This window comes from Martelella sp. K41-7 (assembly GCF_055808365.1).
In genome coordinates, this window is the sequence record NZ_CM147867.1 from 2,347,399 (window position 1) to 2,360,224 (window position 12,826).

Annotated in this window: 12 protein-coding genes and 1 pseudogene; 1 reads left to right on the forward strand and 12 read right to left on the reverse strand. The window is 58.8% G+C overall.

The window, feature by feature from the left end; translation table 11 throughout:
* The first annotated feature begins 15 nt into the window (after positions 1 to 15).
* Positions 16 to 954: an acetamidase/formamidase family protein gene (locus AC0L7L_RS11165; protein ID WP_473509033.1), complete on the forward strand. Its 939-nt coding sequence runs from the start codon at positions 16 to 18 to the stop codon at positions 952 to 954.
* 60 nt (positions 955 to 1,014) lie between these two features.
* On the opposite strand, the gene AC0L7L_RS11170 is transcribed toward AC0L7L_RS11165, so the two are convergent.
* The 12 genes and pseudogenes from AC0L7L_RS11170 to olsC all read right to left on the reverse strand — a co-directional run bounded on the left by AC0L7L_RS11170 (position 1,015) and on the right by olsC (position 12,717).
* A complete protein-coding gene (locus AC0L7L_RS11170) occupies positions 1,015 to 1,554 on the reverse strand; it encodes a peroxiredoxin (RefSeq protein WP_272211985.1) in 540 nt (179 codons plus the stop codon).
* Positions 1,555 to 1,958: 404 nt separating this feature from the next.
* Positions 1,959 to 2,567 carry a LysE family translocator gene (locus tag AC0L7L_RS11175; protein WP_473509035.1) on the reverse strand — a complete coding sequence of 203 codons (609 nt, stop codon included), beginning with the start codon at positions 2,565 to 2,567 and terminating at the stop codon, positions 1,959 to 1,961.
* 31 nt (positions 2,568 to 2,598) lie between these two features.
* On the reverse strand, positions 2,599 to 4,311 hold the full coding sequence (gene ureC / locus AC0L7L_RS11180) for an urease subunit alpha (protein ID WP_272211987.1): 1,713 nt from the start codon (positions 4,309 to 4,311) through the stop codon (positions 2,599 to 2,601).
* Between the two features lie 67 nt (positions 4,312 to 4,378).
* Entirely contained in the window at positions 4,379 to 4,684 is a 306-nt protein-coding gene (locus tag AC0L7L_RS11185) for an urease subunit beta (RefSeq protein ID WP_272211988.1), read from the reverse strand.
* A gap of 11 nt (positions 4,685 to 4,695) precedes the next feature.
* Positions 4,696 to 4,998 (reverse strand): urease subunit gamma, encoded by a 303-nt coding sequence (locus AC0L7L_RS11190; protein ID WP_272211989.1) that lies wholly within the window; start codon positions 4,996 to 4,998, stop codon positions 4,696 to 4,698.
* Between the two features lie 33 nt (positions 4,999 to 5,031).
* Positions 5,032 to 5,853 carry an urease accessory protein UreD gene (locus tag AC0L7L_RS11195; RefSeq protein WP_473513891.1) on the reverse strand — a complete coding sequence of 274 codons (822 nt, stop codon included), beginning with the start codon at positions 5,851 to 5,853 and terminating at the stop codon, positions 5,032 to 5,034.
* A 239-nt stretch (positions 5,854 to 6,092) separates the two neighbouring features.
* Positions 6,093 to 6,787, reverse strand: a pseudogene (urtE, locus tag AC0L7L_RS11200) (urea ABC transporter ATP-binding subunit UrtE).
* 8 nt (positions 6,788 to 6,795) lie between these two features.
* Positions 6,796 to 7,554: an urea ABC transporter ATP-binding protein UrtD gene (gene urtD / locus AC0L7L_RS11205; protein ID WP_272211991.1), complete on the reverse strand. Its 759-nt coding sequence runs from the start codon at positions 7,552 to 7,554 to the stop codon at positions 6,796 to 6,798.
* A complete protein-coding gene (gene urtC / locus AC0L7L_RS11210) occupies positions 7,551 to 8,726 on the reverse strand; it encodes an urea ABC transporter permease subunit UrtC (RefSeq protein ID WP_272211992.1) in 1,176 nt (391 codons plus the stop codon). The genes urtD and urtC overlap by 4 nt, the downstream gene beginning before the upstream one ends.
* Positions 8,723 to 10,309: an urea ABC transporter permease subunit UrtB gene (gene urtB, locus AC0L7L_RS11215; RefSeq protein WP_473509038.1), complete on the reverse strand. Its 1,587-nt coding sequence runs from the start codon at positions 10,307 to 10,309 to the stop codon at positions 8,723 to 8,725. The genes urtC and urtB overlap by 4 nt, the downstream gene beginning before the upstream one ends.
* A 144-nt stretch (positions 10,310 to 10,453) precedes the next feature.
* A complete protein-coding gene (gene urtA, locus AC0L7L_RS11220; RefSeq protein WP_473509040.1) occupies positions 10,454 to 11,749 on the reverse strand; it encodes an urea ABC transporter substrate-binding protein in 1,296 nt (431 codons plus the stop codon).
* A gap of 152 nt (positions 11,750 to 11,901) precedes the next feature.
* On the reverse strand, positions 11,902 to 12,717 hold the full coding sequence (gene olsC / locus AC0L7L_RS11225) for an ornithine lipid ester-linked acyl 2-hydroxylase OlsC (RefSeq protein ID WP_473509042.1): 816 nt from the start codon (positions 12,715 to 12,717) through the stop codon (positions 11,902 to 11,904).
* Between the last annotated feature and the right edge of the window lie 109 nt (positions 12,718 to 12,826).

Genomic DNA, 12,826 nt, shown 5'->3' on the forward strand with positions numbered 1-12,826 from the left:
CGGAGAGCGACAATCATGAAATGCGCGCATACGATCCACGACCATGAGGGCCATCTCGGCTGGGACCGCTCAATCGAACCGGTTCACTTCGCGCGTTCCGGCGAAACCATCGCGTTTTCCTGCCGGGATGCCGGAAACGGGCATTACGGCCCTGAAAGCGTGGCCGCCGACATCCTGACAGCGGAGCCAAGCAAGGCCAACCCGCTGACCGGCCCGCTTTACGTCGAAGGTGCAAAGCCCGGCGATGCGCTGAAACTCACGATCAACGAATTCGCCCCCTCCGGCTTTGGCTGGACGGCGATCATTCCCGGCTTCGGCCTGCTGGCTGACCAGTTTGACGAACCGAAACTGAAGCTCTGGGATTACGAAACTGATATCGCCACGCCGGCCGTCTTCAACCCGCTGGCGCGCATTCCGCTCAGGCCCTTCATCGGCACGATCGGGGTGGCGATGGCCGAGCCCGGCAATCATTCGGTGATCCCGCCACGCCGGGTGGGCGGCAATATGGATATTCGCGACATCGCAGCCGGCACGACGCTTTACCTGCCCGTCGAGGTCGACGGCGCGCTGCTATCCATCGGCGACACACACGCGGCCCAGGGTGATGGCGAGGTCTGCGGGACAGCGATCGAAAGCGCCATGGATGTTTCGGTCACGGTCGAAGTCATCAGGGATGCCGCGCCGAAAACACCGCATTTCTCGGCGCCCGGCCCGATTTCGCGCCATCTCGACGCTGCGGGCTACGAAGTGACCACCGGCATCGGTCCAGACCTGATGCAAGCTGCGCGGGAGGCTGTCTCCAACATGATCGAGCATCTGGGCAGAACCCGCAATCTCGATCCGGTGGATGCCTATATGCTGTGTTCCGTCTGCGGCGATCTGAAAATCAGCGAGATTGTCGACGCACCCAACTGGGTGGTGTCGTTCTATTTTCCGCGGATCGTGTTTGAATAAAGCCCATGAAAAAGGCGACCGGAAAACCGACCGCCCTTCAGTGCATTGACCTGAAATGCCTCAAGCCGCCTTGGCTTCGCCCTTGATATTCTCAAGGATATTCTGTGGTGAGGAAACGTCGTATGGATCGGTCTCGCAGAGGTCGGAGAAGCCTTCTTCCTCGAACCACTTCTCGACGACACCATCATTGATGACAGCAGCGTAACGCCATGAGCGCATGCCGAAGCCAAGATTGTCCTTGTTGACCAGCATGCCCATCTTGCGGGTAAACTCGCCGGAGCCATCCGGAATGACCTTGACGTTCTCAAGTTTCTGGCCCTTGGCCCAGGCGTTCATAACAAAAGCATCGTTGACCGACATACAGTAGATGTCGTCGATGCCTTGCGCCTGGAACTCGCCAAAGAGCTTTTCAAAATCAGGCAGCTGGTAGGTCGAGCAAGTTGGGGTAAAGGCGCCTGGCAGCGAAAACAGAATCACTCGTTTGCCCTTGAAGTAATCGTCCGAGGTGGTGTCCTGCCAGCGGAACGGATTCGGACCCTCAATGCTCTCATCGCGAACACGCGTGCGGAAGGTTACGTTCGGGACTTTACGGCCGATCATCTCAATCTCCTGTTGTCTTGAACCCTTGGGAGGAATTCGTTCGAAAAACGTTGACGGATTTTATCAAATTTCAAATTGGAATAAACCCACAACATTAGAATTATTCCAATGTAATGGCTGCCATGCACTGTCTGCATAGCTGTGCCAGCTCCGCCTCTGTTGTATAGGTGATAGCTGCGCTCGACGATTCAACCCCACATCACTGCGTCATTCAGGCGCAGCCAACACAAATAGCTCCAGTGGAATGAATTTGACATTCGAGTCCCGTTTCAGCGACCTCGTCCATCAAATATCAAATCCTAAAATTCCACTAGAAAACATATATTTGCCAGTGATCCCTATGATTCCAACATTTGCTGATGAGGTCACAGCGAGGGGAACCAAATGTTGGAATCGGACCGCCGCTAGTGACGTGACAATGCCATCGATCCGCCGGCAAAGATCAGCGCACCGCCGACCAGCCGGTTGAGCTGCACGAACACGCGGTTCGAGGTGATGAATTTCCCGAGAACAACGCCGCCTGCGACATAGAAGCAGACAGCCAGAACCTCCATGACCAAAAAGGCCAACCCCATAGCGGTCAACTGCGGCCAGATCGGCGCACCTTCCACGATGAACTGCGGGAAGAAGGCCGTGAAGATCGCGATCGCCTTTGGATTGGTGATGGCAATCGAGAAATCGCGCCGCATCAGGGCGGTTATGCTGGTATCAAGCGCTTGCATCTCGGCAAGCGCACGCGCCTTCAGCAGGATCTGAATTCCGACATAGACCAGATAGACCGCGCCAACCAGCTTGATCACCATAAACGCAGTGGCGGACGCTGCCAGAATGGTTCCAAGCCCCGCCACCGTGATTGCAATCAGAAAGGTAAAGGCCGGCATCCGCCCCATGCCGCCCAGAAGCCCACGCACCGCGCCAAGCCGCGCCCCGTTGGAAAAGGCCAGCATATTGTTGGGCCCCGGCGCGCAATTGAGCGCGAAACAGGCGGGTATGAATAATTCCCAAGCAGTCATTCTAAAGCCTCGCAGAAGGTGTTTAACAGCTCTAGAACAGAAAATACCGCTGCGCCATTGGCAGCACGTCCGCCGGCTCGCAGGTCAGCAATTCGCCATCGGCCCGCACCTCATAAGTTTCCGGATCGACGGAGATTTCCGGTGTCGCCGAATTGTGCACCATCGAAGCCTTGGAGATGCCGCCGCGGGTGTTTTTCACCGGTAGAAGCTGCTTGGCGACGCCGAGCTTGTGCGACAGGCCGGCATCGAGTGAAGCTTCCGAAACGAAAGTGACGGAGGAATTGGTGCGCGACTTGCCATAAGCGCCGAACATATAGCGGTAATGCATCGGCTGCGGCGTCGGGATCGAGGCGTTCGGATCACCCATCTGGGCGGCGGCGATCGTGCCGCCGATGATCATCATATCCGGTTTGACGCCGAAAAGAGCCGGCGACCACATCACCAGATCGGCGCGTTTTCCGACTTCGACCGAACCGATTTCATGGCTGAGGCCGTGCGCAATCGCCGGGTTGATGGTGTATTTGGCGATATAACGCTTCACCCGATAATTGTCGTTCTGGCCTGTTTCCTGTGGCAAGGGTCCACGCTGGCGCTTCATCTTGTCGGCGGTCTGCCAGGTGCGGATGATCACCTCGCCGACGCGGCCCATGGCCTGACTGTCGGACGAGATGATCGAGAACGCACCGATATCGTGCAGGATGTCTTCCGCGGCAATGGTTTCCTTGCGGATCCGGCTTTCGGCGAAGGCGATGTCTTCCGGGATCGACGGCGACAGGTGATGGCAGACCATCAGCATGTCGAGATGCTCGGAAATCGTGTTCTGGGTATAGGGTCGCGTCGGGTTTGTCGAAGACGGAATGACGTTCGACAAGCCGCAAATCTTGATAATGTCCGGTGCATGGCCGCCGCCAGCACCTTCGGTGTGGAAGGCATGGATGGTGCGGCCCTTGAAGGCATTGACCGTATCTTCCACGAAGCCCGACTCGTTCAGCGTGTCGGTATGGATCATCACCTGAACGTCGTATTTGTCGGCAACGGACAGGCAATTGTCGATCGCCGCCGGCGTCGTGCCCCAGTCCTCATGCAGCTTCAGCGCCGCCGCGCCTCCGAGAACCTGTTCTTCCAGCGCGCCGGGCAGCGAGGCATTGCCCTTGCCGGAAAAGGCGAGGTTCATCGGAAAGGCATCGGCCGCCTGTATCATCCGCTCGATATGCCACGGGCCGGGCGTGCAGGTGGTGGCGAGCGTTCCGTGGGCGGGACCGGTGCCGCCGCCGAGCATGCAGGTGAGGCCGCTCATCAGCGCTTCCTCGATCTGCTGCGGGCAGATGAAGTGGATATGGGCGTCCATACCGCCAGCCGTGATGATTTTGCCATCGGCTGCAATCACCTCGGTGCCGGGACCGACGATAATATCAACGCCTGCCTGCGTATCCGGGTTACCGGCCTTGCCGATCGCCGAGATGCGGCCGTCCTTGATGCCGATATCAGCCTTGACGATGCCCCAGTGGTCGATGATCAGCGCATTGGTCATCACCGTATCCACCGCGCCTTCCGCACGGCTTGCCTGGCTCTGCCCCATGCCGTCGCGGATGACCTTGCCGCCGCCGAACTTCACTTCATCGCCATAGCGGGTGAAGTCCTTCTCCACCTCGACGAACAGTTCCGTATCGGCAAGGCGCACCTTGTCACCCGTGGTCGGCCCGAACATCGAGGCATAGGACTGGCGGGACATTTTGAAGGGCATGGATCACTCCCCGTGAGACAAATTGACTTTTCCGCGCGCAAACAGCGCGGGACCGGCGCATTCAGGTTCAGAGCTTGCCCATGATTTCCTGCCGGAAACCGTAGACATTGCGGTTGCCGGCAAACGGCACCAGCGTCACATCGCGGGTCTGGCCGGGCTCGAAGCGCACCGCCGTGCCTGCGGCAATATCAAGCCGCATGCCACGCGCCTTGTCACGCTCGAAGGTGAGCGCCGGATTTGTTTCGAAAAAGTGGTAGTGACTACCCACCTGCACCGGCCGGTCACCGGTATTGGAAACCGTCAGCGTCACGGTCGGCAGACCCGCATTGATTTCGATTTCGCCCTCTGCGACGATCATTTCACCGGGGATCATATCTGTTCTCCTCACCTGATCGGCTCGTGCACGGTTACCAGCTTGGTGCCGTCGGGGAAGGTTGCTTCCACCTGCACGTCGTGGATCATCTCCGGCACGCCTTCCATCACCTGGTCACGGGTCAGCACATGGGCGCCGGCTTCCATCAGCTCAGCCACCGGCCGGCCGTCACGCGCGCCCTCGACCACATAATCGGTAATCAGCGCAATCGATTCCGGCCAGTTGAGCTTGACGCCCCGTTCCAGCCTGCGGCGCGCCACCATGGCGGCCATGGAAATCAGCAGTTTGTCCTTTTCACGCGGCGTCAGGTTCATGCGTCACTCTCTTGCTGTCACAGCTTGCAGATTTCATAGATGCCAGACTTTCGGCAGATTTTCGCCGTCCCGCAAGACCCTAAGAGCGGGAATAAGGCTTTTTCTCAACTGATAGCCATCGGGCGCGACCACACGGGCGACGAGCTTGCCGTTCCATTCGCTGGCACCACCGGCGGAATTACCCAGCGCCTCGCGCACTTTGGGCAACAGCGCCTCAGTGCGCGGCCCGCAGTAAAGCAGTGTGGCGAAAGCGACATCGCCGCCAAGCACTGCCGTTTGCGACACCAGGTTTTCGATATCACCCGTCATGCGCACGTCTTCCGCATGGATAAGGGTGCCTTGCCGACGCACCCGCCAGCGGTCACGAAACTGACCACGCTGCACCGCCTCTCCCATGGCCTTGCGGCCGAGAAGCACGGCTTCGATCGCCAGAAACTCCGCATTTTCTGCAAGATCGACATCAAGCCGGCGATGCAGCGAAGCATCGTCGAACATAATGGTTTCCTGCGGCAGCCAGTCGAGCCTGGCTCCATCTTCGACCCGCAATTCGCTGTCAATCATCGCCGGGCCGCTGTCAGATTTGTAGATCTTCTCACACGCCTGCGTGGTCACGGTCAGCGTCGTGCCGGCCTCGGCTGTCATCGCCCATTGCAGCCGGTCGCCACCGGTCAGCCCGCCGGAGGTGTTGATCAGCACGGCCTCCATCGAACCGTCAAAGCTCTCGGGGATACGGATTTTGGCCGCACCCTCCTGATAGAACGCGTCCAGCCGTGTTTTTCCGACCGAAAACTTGGCCCGGACTTCGCCCTTACCGAATGTTCGCTGCGCTCGTCCCGGCATGTCCGCTATCAACACATCCACTCCGCCCGCCAGGGCGTTTTGTTCGAGCCACATTTTCTCGCACCGCACATTTGTTTGACCTCGTTTTCTTTATCAACCAAAGAAAAGCAAGTTTCGTGCCGCCGTTGAAATGAATTTTGTCTTTCGTTGAATCCCGAGACATCCGAGTCTCAAGCGCCCCGGTTTCGTGGACACAATAGCAGCATATGTTTTGCCCAGACGCACATTTTATCCGCAGGATGCGTGCGGAAGCATCAGACGGTCAGGTGGCGACGCGCTTCTTCGGTATCGAGGGTTTCGGCGGGGCCTTCATGAACGATGACGCCGCGATCCATGATGTAGACCTTGTCGGCCAGTTCGCGGCAGAAATCGAGATACTGCTCGACCAGCAGAATGGCCATACCGGTGGAATCCCTTAAGTATCGGATCGCCCTGCCGATATCCTTGATGATCGATGGCTGAATACCTTCGGTCGGCTCATCCAGCACCAGGATTTTCGGGCGGGTGACCATGGCGCGACCGATGGCCAACTGCTGTTGCTGCCCGCCGGAAAGGTCGCCGCCACGACGCGACAGCATTGTCTGCAGCACAGGAAACAGGCTGAAAATATCATCAGGAATGGTGCGCTCTGCAGAAGCCAGGGGGCAAACCCGGTTTCGAGGTTTTCCTTCACCGTCAGAAGCGGGAAGATTTCCCGCCCCTGCGGAACATAGCCGACACCGCGCTTTGCCCGGCCATAGGGCGCCAGACCGTCAAGCCTCTGGTCCTGAAAGGTAATGGCGCCGCCGGAAATCGGGTGCTGCCCGGTCACAGCCCTGAGCAGAGACGACTTTCCGACACCGTTTCGCCCCAGAACGCAGGTGATCTTTCCCATCTCGGCGGAAAGGCTCACATCGCGCAGCGCCTGAGCGGCACCATAATGCAGATTGACATTTTCGATTGTCAGCATGGTGTCCCTCACCGCCCCAGATAGTTTTCAATGACCTTCTGGTCATTGGACACGAAGTCGATTGAGCCTTCTGCCAGCACCGAGCCTTCAGCCAGACAGGTGACCTTGACGCCGAGATCGCGGACGAAGCCCATATCGTGCTCCACCACGACAACGGCGCGGGTCTTGGCGATCTCGCGCAACAGACGGGCGGTTTCCACAGTTTCCGCGTCAGTCATCCCGGCCACCGGCTCATCGACCAGAAGAAGCTTCGGCTCCTGCGCCAGCAGCATGCCGATCTCGAGCCATTGTTTCTGGCCGTGGGAGAGGTTGGCGGCAAGCTCGTCCTTGCGCGCGGTCATGCGGATGGTTTCCAGAATTTCCGCGATTCGGATCCGGTCCTCGCTGGTGAGCCGGTAGAACAGGGTCGAGAATACGCCGCGCTTGCGGTTGAGCGCCAGTTCCAGATTGTCCCAGACCGTGTGGCTTTCAAACACCGTCGGCTTCTGGAATTTGCGGCCAATGCCGAGCTGGGCGATATCCGCCTCATCCCGTTTGGTCAGGTCGATGGTGTCGGAGAAGAACACCTCGCCGGTATCTGGCCGGGTCTTGCCGGTGATGATATCCATCATCGTGGTCTTGCCCGCCCCGTTCGGGCCGATCACGGCGCGCAACTCGCCGGGCTCGATCACGAAAGAGAGGCTGTTCAGCGCCTTGAACCCGTCGAAGGAGACCGAGACATTGTCGAGATAGAGCAGGCTTTTGGCGCGTTTTTCACTCGGGCTCATCGGGCACCCTCCTTGCTCGGAACTACATCCATGCCGGCCTCGGCCTCTTCGGAACGTTCGTTGCGCTCGCTGACACCTTTGCCCTTTTTCTTGAACCGGTCGGAGATCGTTCCGACAATGCCCTTGGGCAGGAACAGGGTGACGGCAACGAATAGGCCGCCGAGCGCGAACAGCCAATAGGCAGGGAAAAGCCCGGTAAAAATGGTCTTGCCGCCATTGACCAGAATGGCACCGATGATCGGGCCGATCAGCGTTGCTCGCCCGCCGACAGCCGTCCAGATGACCACCTCGATCGAATTGGCCGGAGCGAATTCACCCGGATTGATGATGCCGACCTGCGGCACATACAGCGCACCGGCAACGCCTGCCATCATCGCCGAGGTCACAAAGGTAAACAGCTTGTAGTTTTCCACCCGATAGCCCAGAAAACGCACCCGGCTTTCCGCATCACGCACACCAACCAGAACCTTGCCGGATTTGGAGCGGACAATGGCCGAGGCGATGAACAGCCCGATGGCCAGGAAGATCGCTGACGCCGCGAACAGAGCCGCGCGCGTGCCGCCTGCCTGCACCGAAAAACCGAGAATGTCCTTGAAGTCCGTCAGCCCGTTATTGCCGCCAAACCCCATATCGTTGCGGAAGAAGGCCAGAAGCAGCGCATAGGTCATCGCCTGGGTGATGATCGAGAGGTAAACGCCGTTCACCCTCGAGCGAAAGGCGAACCAGCCGAAGGCAAAGGCAAGCGCACCGGGCACCAGAAGCACCATCAGCATGGCAAACCAGAACATATCGAAGCCGTGCCAGAACCATGGCAATTCCTGATAATTGAGGAACACCATGAAGTCCGGCAGCACCGGATCACCATAGACACCGCGCGAGCCGATCTGGCGCATCAGATACATGCCCATCGCATAACCGCCGAGCGCGAAGAACGCGCCGTGGCCGAGCGAGAGAATGCCGCAAAAACCCCAGACGAGATCAAGCGAAAGCGCCAGAAGCGCATAGCAGAGATATTTGCCGAACAGCGAGACCATGTAGGTCGGCAAATGAAACGGGCTTGCCGCCGGGATGACGAGGTTCAAGACCGGCACCAGCAGGGCGATGCCGAAGAGAATGGCAATCGCGATGGAAACCCTGCGGTCGAGCGAGCGGAGAACATAGGCCGTAATCATGCTTCAACCGCCCTTCCCTTGAGTGCGAACAGACCGCGCGGCCGTTTCTGGATGAACAGGATGATGAAAACGAGCACCAGGATCTTGCCGAGAACGGCACCGGCATAGGGCTCCAGGAACTTGTTGAGGATACCGAGCGAGAAGGCCCCGACGAATGTGCCCCAGAGATTGCCGACACCGCCGAACACCACCACCATGAAACTGTCGATGATGTAGGACTGGCCGAGATTGGGCGAGACATTGTCGATCTGCGAAAGAGCGACACCGGCAAGCCCTGCAACACCCGAACCGAGCGCGAAGGTGAAGGCGTCGACCCAGGGCGTGCGGATGCCCATGGAGGCAGCCATACGCCGGTTCTGGGTCACAGCGCGCATCTGCAGGCCGAAGGCGGAGCGCTTCATGAGCATCAACAAGCCCAAAAAGACGGCGAGCGAGAACACCACGATCCAGAGCCTTGACCAAGTGATGACCAGCCCGCCGACATCAAACGCCCCGGACATCCAGGACGGGTTGCCGACCTCGCGATTGGTCGGTCCGAAAATGGTGCGCACCGCCTGCTGCAGGATCAGCGACACACCCCAGGTGGCAAGCAGCGTCTCAAGCGGCCGCCCGTAAAGAAAACGGATGACGCCGCGTTCGATCACCAATCCGACGGCGCCGGTGATCAGGAAGGCAACCGGCAGCGCAATCGCCAGAGACCAGTCGAACATGCCGGGATAGGAAGTGCGGATTACTTCCTGCACCATAAAGGTGGAATAGGCGCCGAGCATCACCATCTCGCCATGCGCCATATTGATCACCCCCATGACGCCGAAGGTGATGGCAAGGCCGATGGCCGCCAAGAGCAGGACTGAGCCGAGCGACAGGCCGTACCAGACATTCTGCGCGACATCCCAGAAGGCAAGGCGCTTTTCAATCTTCGCTTGCGCGGCATCGACCTCGTCCTGCAGTTCAGGATCGAGCGAACCGCGCGCCGATAGCAGGATGGAGATTGCATCGCGGCCGCCGATGGCGGCGATATCCTCGATTGCAGCCGCCTTGGCCTCGATGCCACGGTCGGAATTGAGAATGGAAACAGCACGGGCCTTTCGAAGCGCGGCCTCGATCTCGCCGTCCTCTTCTGCGGCAAGCGCCTCTTCGATGAGCGCCAGATTGTCTTCGCTCGGCGCATCCATCATCGAGCGGGCAGCCGAGAGCCGCACAGCGCGGTCGGGACTCATCAACGTCATCCCAGCCAGTGCGGCATTGATGGAACTGCGCAGATTGTTGTTGACCTTGATCTTTTCGAGATCGCGCTTGGAAAGCTCACCAACCTCTTCACCGGTCAGCGGATCAATCAGCAGCAGGTCGCGGCGGGAGTCGGCATCGGCGGTGATGAACACCTTGCCGTCATCTTCGCGATAATAGAGATCGCCGTCCGACAGGATCTCAAGCACCGGAATAACGGCAGGGTCACCGGTGGCCGCCAGCGCCTGAACGATCTCTTCCGTCTGGGTGAAATTGCGTGCGTCTGCGAACCGGTCGATCAGCGCGCCGACATCATCAGCGGCGCGGGCATGCGAGGACGCACATGTCAGTATCAAAAATGCAGGTAATAAGAGTGTTCTTAAATAGCGCGATAGAAAAAAGTGGACATGTGCGCCCCCAACATCGACGGTCCCTGCCTCGCAAAGAACCGTCCCCCTGTTCACCCGGCGCAAAATGCGCCGGGCGTCGAGTTGCGGTTCTTATTCGGCGGCCATACCGCCGCACTGGCCGGTTTCGACGTTGAAGTTGCCGCACGACATCGGAGCGCGCCAGTCGGCGATCAGGTTCTTCGAATCCGGCAGGTAGTCGGACCACGCGTCACCAGCGACGAGACCGGGCGTTTCGTAAACAATGTCGAACTGGCCATCATCCTGAATTTCGCCGATCAGAACCGGCTTGGTGATGTGGTGGTTCGGCATCATCGCCGAATAGCCGCCTGACAGGTTCGGCACGGCAACGCCGACAAGCGCATCGATGACGGCATCAGGATCGGTGGTGCCGGCCTTCTCAACAGCGTCGACCCACATGTTGAAGCCGATGTAATGGGCTTCCATCGGGTCGTTGGTCACGCGGGTGTCGTCGCCGGTATAGGCATGCCAGGCGTCGATAAACTCGTAGTTGGCATCGGTATCGACGGACTGGAAGTAGTTCCAGGCGGCCAAATGCCCGACCAGCGGCGTAGTGTCGAGACCGGCAAGCTCTTCCTCACCGACCGAGAATGCAACGACCGGAATATCGGAAGCTTCGATGCCCTGGTTGGCCAGTTCCTTGTAGAACGGGACGTTGGCATCACCATTAATGGTGGAGACCACGGCGGTCTTCTTGCCTTCCGAGCCGAAATTCTTGATGTCGGAAACAATCGTCTGCCAGTCGGAGAAGCCGAACGGCGTGTAGTTGATCATGATGTCTTCTTCGGCGACGCCATGATCCTTCAGATAGGCTTCAAGAACCTTGTTGGTCGTGCGCGGATAGACATAGTCAGTGCCGGCAAGAACCCAGCGCTCGACACCTTCATTCTCCATCAGATAATCAACGGCGGGAATGGCCTGCTGGTTCGGCGCGGCACCAGTGTAGAACACGTTGCGCTGGCTTTCCTCGCCCTCATACTGGACGGGATAGAACAAGATGCTGTTGAGTTCTTCGAACACCGGCAGAACCGATTTACGCGAAACCGAGGTCCAGCAGCCGAATACCGCCGAAACGCCGTCGCCTTCGATGAGCTCACGCGCCTTTTCGGCGAACAGCGGCCAGTCGGAGGCCGGATCGACAACCACGGCTTCAAGCTGCTTGCCGAGAAGACCGCCCTTTTCGTTCTGCTCTTCGATGAGCATCAGCATGGCGTCCTTCAGCGTCGTCTCCGAAATCGCCATAGTGCCGGACAGCGAGTGCAGGATGCCGACCTTGATCGTGTCTTCCTGCGCCAGCGCGCCGGTCGCCGTCGAAGCGGTCAGCGCCGCCAGAAGCGCCGCGCCGGTAAATGCCTTTTTGAAATTCATGTTATTCCCCTCAACGAATTGTCGCCTGAACGGCGTTTTGAAATCGCGGCGTCCGTCAAAGAACGCCTGCGACAACTATCGTTGAGGGATAGCCAAGCCCACATACGTCATTTGACGTAGGTGGGGTGGAAGACTGCCGCCAGAGGTGATTGCTAAGGCCTGTTTCGCAGCGCCTCTGCCTCGGCGTAGAACTTCTTTTCCCAGTCCTTGTGGTTGTCGAGACCTTCGCGAATGAAGGGCGTGAAGATCGCCATGTTCATCAATATCCAGTTGACGAAGCGGGCGGGAAAGCGCGTCGGCTTGACGAAATCGACGAACAGTACCACGCGGGTCTTGTCGGTGTGGTTCCAGGCCTCGTGCTCATAGGCATCATCGAAAATCAGCACCTTGCCCTCTTCCCAGTGGCAGATCTGGTCCTTGACCCGGATCGCCAGTTCATCCGGACCGGCCTCCGGCACGATCATGCCGAGATGCAGCCTGAGTACGCCGTTATAAGGGCCGCGATGGGCCGGCAGGTGCTTGCCGGGCTCGAAGATCGAGAACATCACAGTCGTCAGCCCCGGGATTTTCTGCATCGCCTCCCAGGTGTTCGGGCAGGCCTTGATGTTCTGTTCCGATTTCAGCCCATAACCGAGAAGGAAGAAGGTCTTCCAGTGATTGTCATCGGAGATCGTCTTCACGTCAGTCGAGATATCCTGGAAACTCGGCAGTTCGCTCTGGCGTACCAGCACCTTGTCGAGTTCGGCGCGGATGGCGGGCGCTGCCGCCTCGATTTCCTTCGACCATGGGAAGGTCGCATTGTCATAGACCGGGGGATTGCCGTGGATGGCATGTTTGAGATTGAGCTTTTCGGCCCAGTTGACGAGGCCCATGAAAAACCGCGTCACCGCACTCGGACGCTCCATCGGTGCAATGCCATCGGTCCCGAAGCTCTGGCCGTCCTTGTCTTTTGTTTCAGTGTTTGTCATGAACCTCTCCCTTAATGCGGCCGCGGCAGCTTCATTTCACGTCCATCATCTTAACATTCCGGCAAAAAAGGAAACAGTGCGACGGATGAGACGAGATCGGGCCGTGTTT